17 protein-coding genes and 1 pseudogene are annotated in these 16001 nt (G+C 66.2%); 15 read left to right on the top strand and 3 right to left on the bottom strand.

What is annotated here, in order from left to right; all coding sequences use genetic code 11:
* The first annotated feature begins 141 nt into the window (after window positions 1-141).
* The 4 genes from ACH13J_RS02170 (at window position 142) to ACH13J_RS02155 (ending at window position 3418) form a co-directional block, all read left to right on the top strand.
* On the top strand, window positions 142-471 hold the full coding sequence (locus ACH13J_RS02170; protein WP_397541672.1) for a helix-turn-helix domain-containing protein: 330 nt from the start codon (window positions 142-144) through the stop codon (window positions 469-471).
* 11 nt (window positions 472-482) lie between these two features.
* Window positions 483-1205, top strand: coding sequence for an ImmA/IrrE family metallo-endopeptidase (locus tag ACH13J_RS02165; RefSeq protein ID WP_397541671.1), 723 nt, complete (start codon window positions 483-485; stop codon window positions 1203-1205).
* 106 nt (window positions 1206-1311) lie between these two features.
* Entirely contained in the window at window positions 1312-2499 is a 1188-nt protein-coding gene (locus ACH13J_RS02160; protein ID WP_397541670.1) for a hypothetical protein, read from the top strand.
* Window positions 2500-2560: 61 nt separating this feature from the next.
* Window positions 2561-3418, top strand: a complete 858-nt coding sequence (locus ACH13J_RS02155) for a hypothetical protein (RefSeq protein WP_397541669.1) — start codon at window positions 2561-2563, stop codon at window positions 3416-3418.
* 328 nt (window positions 3419-3746) lie between these two features.
* On the opposite strand, the gene ACH13J_RS02150 is transcribed toward ACH13J_RS02155, so the two are convergent.
* On the bottom strand, window positions 3747-5429 hold the full coding sequence (locus ACH13J_RS02150) for a BCCT family transporter (RefSeq protein ID WP_397541668.1): 1683 nt from the start codon (window positions 5427-5429) through the stop codon (window positions 3747-3749).
* 423 nt (window positions 5430-5852) lie between these two features.
* Between ACH13J_RS02150 and ACH13J_RS02145 the strand changes: the two genes are divergently transcribed.
* The 6 genes from ACH13J_RS02145 to ACH13J_RS02120 are packed head-to-tail and all read left to right on the top strand — an operon-like array spanning window position 5853 to window position 10152.
* Window positions 5853-6062, top strand: a complete 210-nt coding sequence (locus ACH13J_RS02145; protein ID WP_115395254.1) for a helix-turn-helix transcriptional regulator — start codon at window positions 5853-5855, stop codon at window positions 6060-6062.
* Between the two features lie 11 nt (window positions 6063-6073).
* Complete coding sequence (locus ACH13J_RS02140; protein ID WP_397541667.1) at window positions 6074-6562, top strand: hypothetical protein; 489 nt, start codon at window positions 6074-6076, stop codon at window positions 6560-6562.
* Complete coding sequence (locus ACH13J_RS02135; RefSeq protein ID WP_397541666.1) at window positions 6559-7419, top strand: AAA family ATPase; 861 nt, start codon at window positions 6559-6561, stop codon at window positions 7417-7419. The genes ACH13J_RS02140 and ACH13J_RS02135 overlap by 4 nt, the downstream gene beginning before the upstream one ends.
* 23 nt (window positions 7420-7442) lie before the next feature.
* On the top strand, window positions 7443-8039 hold the full coding sequence (locus tag ACH13J_RS02130; protein ID WP_397541665.1) for a hypothetical protein: 597 nt from the start codon (window positions 7443-7445) through the stop codon (window positions 8037-8039).
* A gap of 13 nt (window positions 8040-8052) precedes the next feature.
* A complete protein-coding gene (locus ACH13J_RS02125; protein ID WP_397541664.1) occupies window positions 8053-9738 on the top strand; it encodes a DEAD/DEAH box helicase in 1686 nt (561 codons plus the stop codon).
* Between the two features lie 3 nt (window positions 9739-9741).
* Complete coding sequence (locus ACH13J_RS02120) at window positions 9742-10152, top strand: DUF6511 domain-containing protein (protein WP_397541663.1); 411 nt, start codon at window positions 9742-9744, stop codon at window positions 10150-10152.
* 122 nt (window positions 10153-10274) lie between these two features.
* On the opposite strand, the gene ACH13J_RS02115 is transcribed toward ACH13J_RS02120, so the two are convergent.
* Entirely contained in the window at window positions 10275-11180 is a 906-nt protein-coding gene (locus ACH13J_RS02115; protein WP_397541662.1) for a TIR domain-containing protein, read from the bottom strand.
* Window positions 11177-11458, bottom strand: a complete 282-nt coding sequence (locus tag ACH13J_RS02110; RefSeq protein ID WP_397541661.1) for a hypothetical protein — start codon at window positions 11456-11458, stop codon at window positions 11177-11179. The genes ACH13J_RS02115 and ACH13J_RS02110 overlap by 4 nt, the downstream gene beginning before the upstream one ends.
* Before the next feature lie 249 nt (window positions 11459-11707).
* Between ACH13J_RS02110 and ACH13J_RS02105 the strand changes: the two genes are divergently transcribed.
* From ACH13J_RS02105 to ACH13J_RS02085, 5 genes and pseudogenes are all read left to right on the top strand, one after another.
* Window positions 11708-13261 (top strand): AAA family ATPase, encoded by a 1554-nt coding sequence (locus ACH13J_RS02105; RefSeq protein ID WP_397541660.1) that lies wholly within the window; start codon window positions 11708-11710, stop codon window positions 13259-13261.
* 400 nt (window positions 13262-13661) lie between these two features.
* Window positions 13662-14198 carry a hypothetical protein gene (locus ACH13J_RS02100; RefSeq protein WP_449619222.1) on the top strand — a complete coding sequence of 179 codons (537 nt, stop codon included), beginning with the start codon at window positions 13662-13664 and terminating at the stop codon, window positions 14196-14198.
* Window positions 14195-14395: a hypothetical protein gene (locus ACH13J_RS02095; protein WP_397541659.1), complete on the top strand. Its 201-nt coding sequence runs from the start codon at window positions 14195-14197 to the stop codon at window positions 14393-14395. Before ACH13J_RS02100 ends, ACH13J_RS02095 begins: the two co-directional genes overlap by 4 nt.
* On the top strand, window positions 14388-14816 hold the full coding sequence (locus ACH13J_RS02090) for a DUF6362 family protein (RefSeq protein ID WP_397541658.1): 429 nt from the start codon (window positions 14388-14390) through the stop codon (window positions 14814-14816). The genes ACH13J_RS02095 and ACH13J_RS02090 overlap by 8 nt, the downstream gene beginning before the upstream one ends.
* Before the next feature lie 492 nt (window positions 14817-15308).
* Window positions 15309-16001: pseudogene (locus ACH13J_RS02085) on the top strand (DNA methylase); the annotation flags it as partial.

Raw genomic sequence — 16001 nt, 5'->3', positions numbered from 1 at the left:
CAACCCACAGCACACCTCTCCGTCGGCCCCGCCCACCAGCCGCGAGCCCGCTTCACTGTTGATCCCCTTGGGGATAAGGCGTATCAGTTCGCAAATCCGCGAACAAGCGGAGTGACAGGGAGAGCAAGCCATGGACCGGTCATGTCTGCCGACGGTATGACCTTCGGCCGGGCGATTTCGAAGGCCCGCAAGACACTCGGTGTGAGCCAGAAGGAACTCGCCGCGCGCGTCATGAAGGAAGAAGGAGGCGGCGCGATATCGCCACAGTACCTCAACGACATCGAGCACGATCGGCGCAGCCCCAGTTCGGGGCATCTGATCCGGCAGTTCTCCGGCATCCTCGACATCCCTGAGGACTACCTCTTCGCGCTGGCGGGGCGCCTGCCGGATGACCTTCGGTCGGAAGCATACGACCAGGAGAAGGTGGTTGAGGCGTTCGCCAATTTCAGGAAGGCGCTGAAGAAGAAGTAAGGAGGGCTCAAATGGTCCGGATGATCCCAGACAAGACGGGACGTTTCGCCAGGCGACCCTTCTACGACGAGCGCGAGCTCGACAGCGCGTGCGAGGGGCTGATCCAGGGCCTTCTCCTCAAGCGCAGGGGAGAGGTCGCGTATCCGGTCTCGACCGACGACCTGACCGTACTGGTCGAGATGCACGCAGAGGAACTCGACAGCTACGCTGATCTTTCCAAGCATGGTGATGATGTCGAGGGCGTCACCGAGTTCTTTCCCGACCGCGGGCCCCATGTGTCGATCTCGGCGCAGATCTCCACCGACGCGCGACGCGAGAACCGGTACCGGACCACGCTGACCCACGAGTTCGGGCACGTGAAGTTCCACGGGCCCCTATGGGCCGAGAAGTTCGCCACCGGCGACATGCTGGAGCGCGGGTTCAACGCCAACAAGGCGATCTCCAAGCGCGACACCATGCTGGACGCCCCGCAGTCCGACTGGATGGAATGGCAGGCCGGCTATATCAGCGGCGCGCTGCTGATGCCGGTGACACCGATCCGCCGTCTGGTCTCCGACTACTGCGGTCCGCGCGAATTGCACGGCAACATCCATGCCGAATCGGACCATGCAGCCCGGTTGGTGCAGCTGGTCATGGAGCAGTTCGCCGTCTCCGAAGAGGCCGCTCGGATCCGGTTGCTGAAGCTCAACCTGATCACGACGACCCGCGGGCAGGGCTCGCTATTCGACGGCTGATCGCGAATCCGCGGAAGTGCGTATATTTTCGATTGACTCCGCTCAGGCCCTAGATACGCTGATTAGCAGATCAGCAATCGTGGGAATCGCCAGAAAGGAGATCAGCGTGACCGCACTGTCTGCATTGCTTCGCAAGACCCCCGGCGAGGGGCTTCGGGAATACTTCGACCGGCCGGAAATCGGCCTTCCGGCCGAGATCGACTGGACTGTCCGGGACGCCGATCTGCCCGGGCCGCTCATGAGCGCCATCGAGGAGATGTCCCGGACCCAGCGCGACCGGGTCGTCAACGATGCCGAGAGGGTCACCGCGCTGACCGACGCGCCCGGGCAGGCCGCGCTCTACAGCGTTGCCGAGGATCCCGCGTTTCTCGACGGTCTCGCCAACCCTCATGCGCGGTCGCTGTGGATGTTCATCAACGCGCCCGACCGGTTCCGCCATGCTGAAGAGGTCCGTTTCACGGAAGACCGGCGGCGTGGCCGAATGTGGGCCGGCTACATGAGCGAGGCCGGCCGGGATGTGCCCCGCGACGCGGGCACTGTTCACGCGTTCGTCTCGGCGATCAAGGAATACTCCGGCGCCGCGCATGTGCATGCCGACATCTTCGACCGGGTGCGGACCACGCATGAAGGCGACGAATGCGATCTCGTCCAGGTCACGATCTACCGCGAGGGGCGCCCGGACGATCTTCTGCGGTTCGACGACAAGGGCGCGCTCGTGCGGCAGGCCTATCGCCCAGTGTTCGAGGCGGCTCTCACCTACGAGCCGGCGACCGGCGGGCTCGAGGTGGTCGCACACGACAAGGCGACCCGCCTGGAGATTGCCAAGTCTGCTGTCACGCATCTGCTCGGTATCGAGTTCAAGGAGAACCGCCTGCCGCTCAGGTGCTACGACCTCTCCGTGCTGCTCGCGCCGTACGATTTCCCGGCCGACGAGGAGGACGGGATCGAGGACGTGGAGGTGCGCGAGCTCCGGCTCATGCCGATCGACGACAGCAGCCGCCGTGTGACGCTCGAGAACATGGCGCGCGCCGACGGCACCATCTGGTCGATGGCGGACGAGATGTTCGGGGACCGCACGCCCCTGCGCGAGGGTTTCGTCGTGACGCGCGCGAAGCTCGCGGTGAAGCTCGCGCGTCGCCCCGGCGGGGAAAGGCGGCGCACGCTGACCCTGACCATCACCTGGCCGCATGGTTGCGACCTGAAGGATCGCACCGCGACCGAGCAGATGATCGGCGAAAAATACCTGCGCCGTTGGGGGATCCTGGTCGATGACCCGCAGCTCTTCGAGGATTGATCCCGCTGCGCGCCGACTGCTGTCGTCCATCGCCGGGACTCGCCATGGGCGGGTTTCGGCCATGGCCCTCGCGCACAGGCGCGGCGCCGGGCGGCAGTTGATCGACGCCGGTCTTATGGTGCGACACGGCAGCACCATGGCGTCCGTCGCCGCGGACGATCTGGACGACAGCCCGGTCGCCGTCATGGCCCACCCCATCACCGGGGACCAAGGCCACCTCGGAAACACGGCATGGCTGGACGAAGAAGAGAGCGCCCTCCGCCGGGTCTATGTGCTGGACATGGCCAGTGCGGCCAGACGCGTAGTGGAGCGGATCGACTGCTCGCTCGGCCGAGAGCCGGTGCCATTCCTCGACGGCGCGGTTCTGGATTTCGGCACGGCCCGCCTGCCGCGGCGCAGGGCGCGCGTCGGGATCTGGGTGGTGCGCGGGCTGACGACGCCACGGGCATTCGAGGAGTTCCGCCGGCTCGTCGAGCGCCGACCCTCCGAGGGCCTTCGCGTGGTCATCTGCCTCGACAGCCAGGACCAGCTTCGCCCGCCCTTCGTGAAGGGCCATGAAATCGTCACCCTGTCGGATGTGGTCGATCACGAGGATGGGCTCGCCGTCGCTCCGGACATCCTGGCAGCGCGCCTGATGAAGGGGCCGGATCACACGGGCCCGGTGTGGGTATCGGGCGACGGTGGCGTACTGAGCGTTCATGGCAGGTTGCACGAATTCACCGGCGGAAAGCAGAAGGTCGCCGTGTCAATGCTTGCCGGGGCATGGCTCGCTGGCGACCCGTTTCAGCCGGTCGCTCGCGTGCTCGAAGAGGCCGAGTGCGGCGCGTCCGTGAAGCGGTTGAAGGACCTCTTCGGCGGCCATCCCACCTGGCGCGAGGTGATCAGGGAAAGCGGAACGAGTTGCTGGCTGGAGGTGTGAGGCGCCAAGATAGCGGAGGCATCGAATAGGCAACCTGCACTGCCAACGAGACCGCGGAGCTTCCGGCAGGGAAGGGCAAAGGCGGTCGTCTGGAGCGCATCCCATCGACGGCCGCTCAGCGGACACAGCCACCTGATGCAGATGCAGCGAAAACCGCCTGCACACCGACGCTCTTGGGCGTCCGCTGACGAATTTTCCGGAGAGATTGGCACCGGTCGAATTGCTGGGGCCGTGAGGCGAGCGCCCGGTCAGCTGAAGCTGCAAGAAATGCGCTGTCATCCTTGAGAAGGCGACAAAGAGCGGGAAATTTATCCGGGGCGTCAGATTTTCAGTTACTGGCGCTGTTCTCTTCCGAGCTTGGCAAGGTCATCGGCTCAGAGCCTTCGGGAACTGTTGGATGAACTTCGGCCTCGGCTTGCTCGGCTGCCACGCGTTCGGATTCCCGCAGCAGCAGGCGTTCGATCCGCCGCTCGAGCACCCGCGCCTTCTCGTCGCGCGCCGCGATCTCCTGCGAAAGATCAAGGTACAGCGAGACCGCGATCAGGATCATCAGCAGCATGAACGGGAAGGCTGCGATGATCGAAACCGTCCGCAGGCTCTCCAGACCGCCGGTCATCAGCAGCACCACCACCATCAGCAGCTGCAGGCAGCCCCAGAGGATCCGGACCGCGCGTGTGGGGTTGAGTACGCCCTTCGAGGTGAACATGCCGAGCACGAATGTGGCCGAGTCGGCCGAGGTCACGAGGAACATGCCGACGAGGATGATGGATGCGACCGTGAGCACCCCGCTGCCGGGCAACTGGTCGAGCAGGGCATAGAGCCCGGCCGGGACCTCGGCCGCCACGGCATCGGCGATGCCGGCGTTCTCGAAGATCTCGAACCGGATGGCCGCGCCGCCGAAGGTCGAGAACCACAGCATGCTCAGCGCCACCGGGACGATCATTACGCCGAGGACGAATTCGCGAATGGTCCGCCCGCGCGAGATCCGGGCGATGAAGCTGCCGACGAAGGGCGCCCAGCTCAAACCCCAGGCCCAGTAGAACATGGTCCATTGCTCAACCCACGCCCCGTTCGAATAGGGCGATGTAACAAGGCTCATCTGGATCACGTTACCCAGGTATTCGCCCAGGGTCTGGGTGAGGACCCCGAAGATGAAGGATGTCGGCCCCAAGAGCAGGACCGATCCGAGAAGGGCCGCCGCGAGGGCCATGTTGGCATTGCTCAGCAGCTTGATGCCGCGGTCGAGCGGGGTCATGGCCGACAACATGAACAGGCCCCCGATGACGGCAAGGATCACCAATTGTGCCGGGAAGCCGTAGGGCACGCCGGTCAGCTCTGCGACTCCGCTGTTTATCTGCAGTGCACCAAGCCCCAGCGTCGTGGCCACGCCGAATACAGTCGAGACGACTGTCAGCACGTCGATGGCCTTGCCCCAGCCGGTATCCACGCGGGGTCCCAAAAGAGGGCGGAAGGTCTCGCTTATGAGGCCATGGCTCTTGTGGCGAAACCGGACATAGGCGAGGGCGAGCCCCACCAGCGCAAAAGTCGCCCATTGGTGCAGCCCCCAGTGGAAGAAGGCATAGAGCATGCCGGTTTGTGCCGCCTCGGCCGTTCGCGGCAACCCGATGCCGAGCGGTGGGGCGTTGAAGTGCATCATCGGCTCGGCGACGCCCCAGAACACGAGCCCCACGCCCATGCCGCCCGAAAAGATCATCGCGAGCCAGCTTGGAAACGAGAATTCGGGCCGCTCGTCCGGGGCGCCCAGTCTTATGGTCCCGATCCGCGACAGGCCAAGGAACAGCACGAAGAAAACGAACCCGCTCATCACCAGAAGGTACATCCAGCCGACGTTCGTCGCCGTGGCATGGAGCACCGCTTGCGCGGCGCGCTCCACTGGCCCCGGCGCCATCGCGGCCGCCAGGACGAAGACTACGACGATCGCGACCGACACGCGGAAAACTGCGCCGACATCTCCGAGGATAGGTGTTCTTGAGCTGACAGGCCGGCTCATCCATTTTCCCTTTTCGTTTCGTAGCCTAACCGGCATCCCGATGACTGTCGAACCTTCAAGGGCTTCGCAAAGCTCCGCCCCGGCCCGGGTCGGTTCATTGGGGACTCGATCTCGCTTCTCGCGTCGGTCAACACGACCTGCGGCTCCCGGCCGGTCGTAACGTAGCAAGCGGCCTCGGTTGGTGGTGTCGCCCTCAAACTCCAAGAGCAGTTTGGGCTCGATGCGCTTGTCGACGATCACCGCGTAGCCGTCGCCAGGGGGCGTTCCAACGGATGTAGCGCCGCCCTCCGGGGCGGCTTTTTTCGTTCTGGACCGCCGGATCTTCATTCCTCCCGTCTCCCCTCCCTCCTTCCTCCCGCTGCCCTCCCGGGCGGTCCCCCAGTCTCGTTCGCAGGCATTCGGCCAAACGCGAAGGAGACGCAGATGTCAGTCACGCATCTCAACCAGGTCGAGCTGGCGGCTCGATGGAAGATCAGCCCGCGCACGCTGGAGCGCTGGCGCTGGACGGGCGACGGGCCCGCCTTCATCAAGATCGGCGGCCGGGTCGTATACCGGCTCGAGGACGTCGAGACCTACGAGCGCACGCAGCTGCGCGCCAGCACCGCTGACACCACCCCCAAGCCCGCGGCGTGAGGGAGGTGATCATGACCATTCCCAACACCATCACGCTCGACGCGCTCCGGCACACGGCCGTCGGCGACATCGCGGCCCTGCCCGCGGAGGAACTCGCGCGCTTGCAGGCTGACGCCGATGCGGCGCTGCGCGACGCGAAGAGCCTGCGCGACTGGCTCGAGGGGGCCATCGCGCTGAAGTACGGCGACCGGGCGGCACAGGCCCGCCATGAGGCCGGCAGGGACACGGGCACCGTACGCTTCGCCGACGGTCCGGTCACCGTCGTCTCCGAACTCCCGAAGAAAGTCGTCTGGGACCAGGACAAGCTCGCGGAACTCGTGGAGCGGATCCGGGCCGAGGGGGACGACCCCGACGCCTATGTCGATGTCAGCCTGAAGGTGCCCGAGCGGAAATACACCGCCTGGCCGCCCGCGATCCGCAGCGCGTTCGAGACGGCGCGCACGGTCCGCACCGGCAAGCCGACCTTCCGGCTGGTCCGCGACGGGGAGGCGCCGGAATGACCCTTCCCATCATCAGTGCCGATGCACGGCTTGCCGAGCCGCGCGGGATCAAGGGCTGCATCTTCGGCAAGTCGGGCATCGGCAAGACGACGCTGCTCTGGACGCTTGACGCGCAGTCCACGCTCTTCATGGATCTCGAGGCCGGCGATCTGGCGATCGAGGGCTGGCAGGGCGACACGATCCGGCCGCGCACCTGGACCGAGTGCCGGGATTTCGCGGTGTTCATCGGCGGGCCCAATCCGGCGCTGCGGGACGACCAGTCCTACAGCGCGGCCCATTACGAGGCGGTCTGCGCGAAGTTCGGCGATCCGGGCGCGCTGGAGCGCTACGACACGATCTTCGTGGACTCGATCACCGTGGCGGGGCGGCTCTGCTTCGGCTGGTGCAAGGGCCAGCCCGAGGCGACGTCGGAGAAGACCGGCAAGCCCGATATCAGGGGCGCTTACGGTCTGCACGGCCGCGAGATGATCGGCTGGCTCACGCATCTCCAGCACACTCGGGCCAAGAGCGTCTGGCTGGTCGGGATCCTCGACGAGCGGCTCGACGACTTCAACCGGCGATACTTCGTGCCGCAGATCGACGGCTCCAAGACCGGCCTCGAGCTTCCGGGGATCGTCGATGAGGTCATCACGATGGCCGAGCTCAGCGACGAGGGCGGTGCGCCCTATCGGGCCTTCGTCTGCCAGACCCTCAACCCCTGGGGCTATCCGGCCAAGGACAGATCGGGGCGTCTCGACCAGCTCGAGGAGCCGCATCTCGGCCGGCTGATGGAGAAGATCCGCCGGCCCGCGCCGCCCGCCTCCGAGCGCCTGACCTTCGCGCAGCCTGCGGCCGCGCCCGCCCAATCCGACACCTGAACAGACCAGAAAGGACCACCGCCATGTCCGGTTCGTGGAACGATTTCAACGACGCCCAGAACAACGCCAACCTCATCCCCAAGGGCACGCTGGCGAAGGTGCGCCTGACCCTTCGCCCAGGCGGCTACGACGACCCCTCCCAGGGCTGGACCGGCGGCTACGCCACGCGCGGCACCACCGGCTCGGTCTATCTCTCGGGCGAGTTCACCGTGCTCGAGGGGCCCTATGCTCGCCGCAAGGTGTTCAGCCTGATCGGGCTTTACAGCCCGAACGGGCCGAACTGGGCCAACATGGGGCGCAGCCTCGTGCGCGGCATTCTCAACTCCGCCCGCGGGATTTCCGACAAGGATACCTCGCCGGAGGCGCAGGCCGCGCGGCGCATCAACGGCTTCGCCGATCTCGACGGGCTCGAGTTCGTCGCCCGGATCGACATCGGCACCGACACCAACGGTGACGACAAGAACGAGATCCGCGGGGCCATCACGCCCGACCACAAGGACTATGCGAGCCTGATGGGGGCGGCGCCGCGCCCGGCGCCCGCACCCTCGGCGGGGGCACAGCAAGCTGCCGCCCCGCACCCCTCGGCCGGCGCCCCCGGGCGGCCGTCCTGGGCGCAGTGACGGGGGATCGGCCATGCTGCTTCGCCCCCGCCAGAAACAGTTCGTCGAGCGCAGCCTGTCTGCGCTCGAGACCCACGGCAACGCGCTCGGAGTCGCGCCCACCGGCGCCGGCAAGACGATCATGCTGTCCGCCGTCGCCGGGCGCGCGGTGGGCGGCAGCGACGCCAAGGCCTGCGTGCTGGCCCATCGCGACGAGCTGACCAGCCAGAACCGAGCCAAGTTCGCGCGGATCAATCCCGAGATCACGACCTCCGTCGTCGATGCCCGGGAGAAGGCGTGGAACGGCCAGGTCACCTTCGCCATGGTCCCCACGCTCGCGCGGACCGGCAATCTGGACGCGCTGCCGGCGCTCGATCTGCTGGTGATCGACGAGGCCCACCACGCGGCCGCGGAGAGTTACCGCCGGATCATCGACCGCGCGCGCGACCGCAATCCGGACTGCCGGATCTACGGCGTGACGGCCACGCCGAACCGGGGCGACCGCAAGGCGCTGCGCCCGGTCTTCTCCAACGTCGCCGACCAGATCCGGATCGGCGAGCTGATCGCCTCGGGTCATCTCGTCCCGCCGCGGACCTTCGTGATCGACGTCGGCGTGCAGGAGGAGCTCGGGCAGGTCCGCAAGTCCGTCGACGATTTCGACATGGAGGCGGTCGACGCGATCATGAACCGCGCGCTCGTGACCGAGGCGGTGATCCGGCACTGGAAGGAGAAGGCGGGCGACCGCCAGACCGTCGTGTTCTGCTCGACCGTGGATCACGCGCGCAACGTGGCTGCGGCCTTCGCGGCGGCCGGGGCGCCCTCCGGGCTGGTCCATGGCGACATGAGCGCCGGCGAACGGCGCGCGACGCTCGCGGCCTACGCCGCCGGCGATGTGCAGGTCATCGTCAATGTCGCGGTGCTGATCGAAGGCTGGGATCACCCGCCGACCTCCTGCGTCGTGCTGCTGCGGCCCAGCTCCTACAAGTCGACCATGATCCAGATGGTCGGCCGCGGCCTGCGCACCGTGGACCCGGCCGAGCACCCCGGCGTCGTGAAGACCGACTGCATCGTCCTGGATTTCGGGACCTCGACGCTGATGCACGGGGCGCTGGAACAGGATGTCGACCTCGACGGACGCGAGGTGACGGGCGACGCGCCCGCCAAGGAATGCCCCGACTGCGGCGCGCAGGTGCCGATCGCCACGATGGAGTGCCCGCTCTGCGGGTATCTCTGGGAGCGCGAGGCGGACGCAGGCGGCGATCCGCTCGGCGCATTCGTGATGTCCGAGATCGATCTGCTCAAGCGCTCGAGCTTCCGCTGGGTGGATCTCTTCGGCGACGACGGCGCGCTCATGGCGGGCGGATTCAGCGCCTGGGGCGGCGTCTTCTTCCTCAACGGTCGCTGGTATGCGGTCGGCGGGGTGCAACGCGCCCGCCCGCGGCTGCTTGCGGTGGGGGAGCGCACCGTCTGCCTTGCGGCGGCCGATGACTGGCTCAACGAGCACGAGAGTGACGAGAGCGCCCACAAGACCCGTCGCTGGCTGAACCAGCCTCCGACCGACAAGCAGCTCGCCTGGCTGCCGGCCGAGTACCGGCAGGATTTCGGGCTCACACGCTATCAGGCCTCGGCGCTGCTCTCCTTCCGCTTCAACCGACCGGCGATCCGCGCGCTCGTCTTTGGGGCGGACGGCGAGGCCGACACCGTCGTGAGGGCGGCATGAGCCATGGCGTCGAATTCCCGTCTTTCCGCCGCGGACCGGCATCGGCTCTGGCATCCGCGCGGCACGCTCTGTGCCGTCTGTGGGCAGCTCCCGCATGGCTTTGGCTGGCGCGATCCGGTGCGCTCCAAACGGCCCCGGCCCTCGGTCTGGTTCTGCTCGATGTCCTGCCAGAGCGACTGGACGCGCCGTGCGCGCGCGTGTGTCGGCATGGTTGATCTCACCGAAGAGGAACGCGCAGCGGTCACCGCCGCCATGAAGCGGGTGGCGCTGCTGATGGACGAGATCGGCTGGGGCACGCAGCTCGCCGATCTGACCGAGGCGCAGGTGCGCGCGCTGATTGAGGAGGCCGTCGAGGGCTTCCGCGAGGCCATGGCCGACCAGGCCCGGGCCAATGCGCCGGAGGTCCCGTTTTGACGCTGGATTACAACCCCCGCCCCGGCATCGCCGAGCGCATCAACGCGGCCGTGGACGCCGCGCTCGAGGCCGAACGCGCAGCGACGCCACCGCGTGACTATCTCGGCGCATCCCGGCTTGGTTCAGCGCATGACCTTGTTCCAGTCAACATGATGCCCAGCTGCTTGGAGTTCACGGCCAAGCCTTTGCCGCCAACCGCCAGCATCATCCATAGCCTCCCAAACAACACCGGCAAAATCGCTTGGGATCGACACTTGACCGCGGCGAAGCGCACAGACCCTTTCTCGACCAAGCTTGGCAATGAAATACCCAAGCTCAAGCAAAACGTTCTGTCGTGCTCGTTGTTCTAGGTCCTCAGAGTCTTTGGCGCGACCGACATCGTCCGGTGTCAGAAGGACAACTGCAAATCCAACATCCGCGTTCGCCTCCACCTTTTCGATGATCGTTCGTCCTTGGTTGGCTTGCTCGTTTAAAATTATAGGCTCAAAACCAATACTTCCCAAATAGCGGGCAACTGTTTCGCGGGCTTCACCATCATGTCCGTGAACAATAAAGACCTTGTTTGACATCGGTATCACTAGGGCTGGCTGAACATCGGCGTTGTTTTCGACGTAGTCTTTAAAGTCCCTGAAAAATGGCAACACGATCTGGCTTGTTACAGAGTGAACACCGCTCATGATCTTCTTGCTGCCAGTCCAAAAGAACTTGTAACCAAACTCTGCCATGTAGTCTGGATTCTCGCTGAATCTAAGAACCAACAAAAGTTTCAGGCCAAGGATTTGAACGTCGTCGTCAGGCCATACGAGACGTGCACTTCCAACCATCCCTCCCTGTGTTTTCTCACTTTCTGCAATGAACTCTTCAAAGTCGACCTCTGCAGTAAGCTCTGAAACAAATGGCTGCAGGTCTTCATGCTGAAGTAGTCGTCCCAGCCGTTTAATCTGAGCAGGATACGACTGAAGATCAGACTGCTGGAGGTCGAGAAGCGTGTTATTAATCTGTTTAAAGAGACCGTGGGAGCCAGTCATTCATCACCCTTGATCCGTGCTTCGGCGGCTTTCTCCAAAATGGCGGTGCGATACTGTTCCTTCATTTGTTCTGCGAGAGAGCTCACTATATCGCTATCTTCAAAGCCAGCAAGCTTGCTATCGATCAGCTTCTCCATCGATGTGATTGCGGCGTCAATACTCGCGGGATCATCAGAATCGAAGGACACACTTCCGATTTCTCCATCAAGTTCGCTCAATGCATCCTGTGCTTTCTGCAGATCGCGCTGCAGCTTGTCCAAGCCTTCAATCTTAAACATGTGCGTCACCCCTTTTGATCTGAGCACCGTTTAGTATGGGGGCAAGGACCACCTGGATCAAGATGCAGGAGCGTATTCCTACGCACTTACTAATTGTTGTGCACTTAGCAGCATGTCCACCAGCCCATCCGCGTCGCCGGCAGCGTCTACCACAAGGGCGGGTTCCAGCGCCTCGTCCGCATTGCCGAGCAGGCCGATCACGAGGTCGATCTGGCCGAGTTCGCCGAGGCCGTGGCGGCAATGCCGCCCATGGACACCGTCGCGGGCACCGCCGCGGCGCCGGGCGACAAGCCCGCCATCGACGCGGTCCTTACGAGCCCGGTCCGCGCGGCGGGTGCGGATGACTGGACCCGGTTTCAGGGGGCCAGCGCGGCCATCGGCCATTTCCTGCGGCTGGTGCATGAAGGGCGCCTGTCCGGGCCCGAGGGCTGGGAGGCGATCTGCGGCTACAACGCCGCGATGCTCCGCCCGTCCTGGCCGCTTGACCGCCTCGCGCGCGAGACCGAGCGGCTCTGGGCGCTGCATGTCGAGCGCAACGGCCCGCCGCAGGCCGCACGGCACGCCCCGCTGGTCGAGGCCTTCACGCTGGGCGCGCTGCTCGACGACACGAGCCCGATGCCCGAGGACATCATCGCCCCGCGCGTGCTCACGCCCGGCGGTCTGATGGTGCTGGGCGGCGCGCCCAAGGTCGGCAAGAGCGACTTCCTGATCTCCTGGCTCGTGCACATGGCGGCCGGTGCCCCCTTCCTCGGCTTTGCGCCGCCCCGGCCGCTGCGCGTGTTCTACCTGCAGGCCGAGATCCAGTATCACTACCTGCGCGAGCGCCTGCAGGCGCTGCGGCTCGCGCCGCATCTGCTCGCCGCGGCGCGCGACGGGTTCGTCGCCACGCCCAAGCTCAAGCTCCTGCTCGATGCCAACGGCCTGCCGCCCGTGATCGATGCGGTCCAGGGCGCCTTTGGCGATCCGCCAGTCGACATCCTCTGCATCGACCCCATCCGGAATCTGTTCGACGGCGGCCCGGATGGCGGCGGCGAGAACGACAACGCCGCGATGATGTTCTTCCTGCAGGAACGGGTCGAGCCGCTGCGCGAGGCGGTCAACTCCGATTGCGGCGTGATCCTCGCCCACCACACGCGCAAGCTCGGCAAGACCCAGCTGCGCGAGGACCCGTTCCTGGCGCTCTCCGGGGCGAGCGCGCTGCGCGGGTTCTACACCTCCGGCCTGATCCTGCACCGCCCCGACGAGGAGCGCCCCGAGCGGCGCCTCGAGATCGAGCTGCGCAACGGACCCGCGCTGCCCGCCAAACTGATCGACAAGCGCGACGGCGGATGGGTGGAGCTCGACCCCTCGGGCGAGCGCATCGTGCGCCGCGATTTCGGGGAGAAGCTCGACGCCGAGCGGCTGCGCAAGCGCGACGTGATCCTCCAGCTCCTGCTCGACGAGGCGTCGCGCGGGAAGCTCTACACCGCGCTGAGCTTCGCCGAGAGCTACGAGAACCAGGCGGGTCTGGGCGGCAAGGACACGATCCGCGACCGCATCGGCGTGCTCGCCACGAAGGGCGACATCAAGTTCGTGCGTGACGGCAGCCCGTTCGGACTGCCGCGCTCCACCTCCCGGTTCGGCTATCTCTGCGTCGAGGGCATGGTGTTCCCGACCGGCGCGGAGGAGGTCGACCCCGAGACCGGGGAGGTCCGCCCGGCGCGCATCCCCGTCCTGCCCAGCACTTACAAATGCCCGCAGAGCGGCGCCGCGCTGCCCGTCGAGAACCCCGCCGTCTGGGTCTATCCGGAGGTCGAGGCATGACGGATCGGCCCTGCGCAGAACCACGCAGCTTCAAGTTGGGAGAGTTGGGAATGCCGTTCCCAACTGCTTGCGCACCGGCCCGCGCGGCTTCGGCCCGGCACGCAGGTTCAAGTTGGGAAGGGTTTTCCCAACTCCCTGCGCGCCATTGCGACGGAGCCCGCCCGACTGCGCAGCTTCAAGTTGGGAAAGCGCAGGCGCTCAACGGGCTTCCCAACTTCGAAATTCTCAATTTTCGCAGGCCCTTACGGGTCATCCGAAGTTGTGGGGGTGAAAGCCACCCCCTTCGGGGGTGGGGAGAACGCCGCAAGGCGGGTTCTCCACTCCCACCCCCCGGGGCTTCACGCGCGCGTGCTGCCGATGCCCCCCGTCCACCCCGTCCATCGCAAGGGAGATCGTCGCCATGAACCTTTCAACATCCGCAACCGCCGTCACCGACGCCCAACCGATGCACCCCGTCCGGTCGACCTCCGGGCGCCCCGTGCTGGCCCTCGATCTCGGCACCACCACCGGATGGGCGCTGCGTGACGCGGACGGGATGATCCTCAGCGGCACGGCCAGCTTCCGCCCCGGCCGCTTCGACGGGGGCGGGATGCGATACCTGCGCTTCACCAACTGGCTCTCGGAGTTCGACCGCCTGAGCGGGCCGATCGCGAGCATCTGGTTCGAGGAGGTCCGCCGCCACGCGGCGACCGATGCGGCCCATGTCTATGGCGGGCTCATGGCCACGCTGACCGCCTGGGCCGAGCTGCGGGGCGTCCCCTATCAGGGCGTCCCCGTCGGCACGATCAAGCGCCACGCCACCGGCAAGGGCAACGCGAACAAGGCCGCGATGATCGCGGCGGCGCAGGCCCGGGGCTTTACGCCGGCCGACGACAACGAGGCCGACGCCATCGCGATTTTGCTTTGGGCGATCGAGACGGAAGGAGGTGTGCAATGAGGTGGCACCCCAGGGGCTACGGCGGCCAGCGCCGCGATCCGGAACAGGTCAAGCGTGACGGCTGGCGCGAGCAGCGCGTCCTGGCCGTCGCCCTCGATGACGAGCGACTGACATGGCCCGAGCGGGAACTGCTCCGCCAGCTCGGCGACAAGCTCTACGGGCCGCAGCAGGAAGGCCGGGGAGGCGACCATGGATAAGTGGACCCCGTCCCTCGTCGAGGCCCGTCTCGCCGAAGCGGCCTTCGTGCTCAAGCGCCTGCCCGAGCCGCGACGGCAGGGCTACTTCAGCACCTGGCCCGAGATCGTCCACAGCTTCGCCGACAAGGTGGGGCAGGAGCCCAAGCCCATGCGCGTGCTGCCCTCGCCGCAGGCGATCAGCCGGATGGAGGAGACGCTGACCTGGACCGCCTGCCTCGATCCTGACGACGGCAAGATCGTCTGGATGAAGGCCTACGGCGAGCGGTGGAAGACCATTTGCTGGACGGTCGGACTGCAACGCTCGGCCGCCCACCAGCACTGGCTCTACGGGCTCTGCGTGATCTCGCTGACGCTCAACAAGCGGCGGTTCAATCGCAACCTCTCCAAGCGGCGCGTGATCGAACTGGCCGGTGGCGCGTAAGAGGTCGCGCCACCGGGTAAGGTGTCCGGCGGACACTTTTCGATGGGACAGAAACGGCTTTGCCGGGCTACAAACGGGGTATACTCGGGAGAGGCGCGCGCGGCGCGGTCCCGGGCAAAACCATCCTTTCGTTGGCGGGGCCGTTAGAAAAGGAAAGGCGCCTATCCTTTCCTTGCGGGCCGCTGTCCGCCGCCCACCAGCCCTTGCAGCCGGATTCGCGGGTCCTTCCTGGCGACATCGTATGCTGGCGGGCGTGGCGCGAAATGTCGCCAGCGACAGGGCCGATTTTTTGGGAAGCCACCGGAGTCCAGGGTCCACCCGCGACAACCTGAAACCCTCGTAAAATCAAACACCTGACCGGCCGCCCGGGGTGGATACCCCGCGGATGCCGGAGTCCGGCCGGAAGCCAGGGTATCCACCCCGGTGGAGTCCGGGCCGCGGGAGTCCAGCGCGGCCAGCGCCACCGCGCGAACAGCATCGACAGGATCACGCATGACCCTCGCCTTCGCCCCCGAGCGGATCGAGCAATGGCCACTGGCCAGGCTCCAGCCCTATGCCCGCAACGCGAAGCAGCACGGGGCGGACCAGATCGCGAAGCTGGCCGCGAGCATGGCCGAGTTCGGCTGGACCGTGCCGTGCCTGGTGGCCGAGGACGGCGAGTTGATCGCGGGCCATGGCCGCGTGTTGGCGGCCGAGCATCTCGGACTGACCGAGGCGCCGGTGATCGTGCTGGCGCATCTGACCGAGGCGCAGCGGCGGGCCTATCGTCTGGCTGACAACAAGCTGACCGAACTCGGGACGTGGGACGAGGCGCTGCTGTCGGCCGAGCTGCAGGACCTTCTCGCGGACGACTACGACCTGTCGCTGGTCGGCTTCTCCGACGGCGAACTGGACAAGCTGCTGGCCTTCGATCCGGACGGGGGCGGTGAAGAAGAAGGTGGCGCCGGGGGCTCCGTGCCTCCGGTTACCATCCCCGAACCGCCGCGCAATCCCGCCTCGCGGACGGGCGATCTGTGGATCCTCGGCGAGCACCGCCTGCTCTGCGGCGACAGCACCAGCGCTGCCGACGTGCGCCGCCTGATGAACGGCGAGCGGGCGATCCTGTTCGCCACCGACCCGCCATACCTCGTCGACTACGACGGCTCGAACCACCCGACGCGGAACAAGGACTGGTCGGCGTCCTAT

The sequence above is a fragment of the Roseovarius salis genome (assembly GCF_044472985.1).
GTDB classification, from domain to species: Bacteria; Pseudomonadota; Alphaproteobacteria; order Rhodobacterales; family Rhodobacteraceae; genus Roseovarius; species Roseovarius salis.
Note: the sequence above shows the minus strand (reverse complement) of the source record. Positions and strands in the feature narration are given on the sequence as shown.

What these genes read in the sequence shown, in the direction of transcription:
- ACH13J_RS02170 (WP_397541672.1), top strand. Translation starts at nt 142, where the DNA reads ATGTCTGCCGACGGTATGACCTTCGGCCGGGCGATTTCGAAGGCCCGC.
- ACH13J_RS02165 (WP_397541671.1), top strand. Translation starts at nt 483, where the DNA reads ATGGTCCGGATGATCCCAGACAAGACGGGACGTTTCGCCAGGCGACCC.
- ACH13J_RS02155 (WP_397541669.1), top strand. Translation starts at nt 2,561, where the DNA reads ATGGCCCTCGCGCACAGGCGCGGCGCCGGGCGGCAGTTGATCGACGCC.
- ACH13J_RS02150 (WP_397541668.1), bottom strand. Translation starts at nt 5,429, where the DNA reads ATGAGCCGGCCTGTCAGCTCAAGAACACCTATCCTCGGAGATGTCGGC.
- ACH13J_RS02145 (WP_115395254.1), top strand. Translation starts at nt 5,853, where the DNA reads ATGTCAGTCACGCATCTCAACCAGGTCGAGCTGGCGGCTCGATGGAAG.
- ACH13J_RS02140 (WP_397541667.1), top strand. Translation starts at nt 6,074, where the DNA reads ATGACCATTCCCAACACCATCACGCTCGACGCGCTCCGGCACACGGCC.
- ACH13J_RS02135 (WP_397541666.1), top strand. Translation starts at nt 6,559, where the DNA reads ATGACCCTTCCCATCATCAGTGCCGATGCACGGCTTGCCGAGCCGCGC.
- ACH13J_RS02130 (WP_397541665.1), top strand. Translation starts at nt 7,443, where the DNA reads ATGTCCGGTTCGTGGAACGATTTCAACGACGCCCAGAACAACGCCAAC.
- ACH13J_RS02125 (WP_397541664.1), top strand. Translation starts at nt 8,053, where the DNA reads ATGCTGCTTCGCCCCCGCCAGAAACAGTTCGTCGAGCGCAGCCTGTCT.
- ACH13J_RS02120 (WP_397541663.1), top strand. Translation starts at nt 9,742, where the DNA reads ATGGCGTCGAATTCCCGTCTTTCCGCCGCGGACCGGCATCGGCTCTGG.
- ACH13J_RS02115 (WP_397541662.1), bottom strand. Translation starts at nt 11,180, where the DNA reads ATGACTGGCTCCCACGGTCTCTTTAAACAGATTAATAACACGCTTCTC.
- ACH13J_RS02110 (WP_397541661.1), bottom strand. Translation starts at nt 11,458, where the DNA reads ATGTTTAAGATTGAAGGCTTGGACAAGCTGCAGCGCGATCTGCAGAAA.
- ACH13J_RS02105 (WP_397541660.1), top strand. Translation starts at nt 11,708, where the DNA reads ATGGACACCGTCGCGGGCACCGCCGCGGCGCCGGGCGACAAGCCCGCC.
- ACH13J_RS02100 (WP_449619222.1), top strand. Translation starts at nt 13,662, where the DNA reads ATGAACCTTTCAACATCCGCAACCGCCGTCACCGACGCCCAACCGATG.
- ACH13J_RS02095 (WP_397541659.1), top strand. Translation starts at nt 14,195, where the DNA reads ATGAGGTGGCACCCCAGGGGCTACGGCGGCCAGCGCCGCGATCCGGAA.
- ACH13J_RS02090 (WP_397541658.1), top strand. Translation starts at nt 14,388, where the DNA reads ATGGATAAGTGGACCCCGTCCCTCGTCGAGGCCCGTCTCGCCGAAGCG.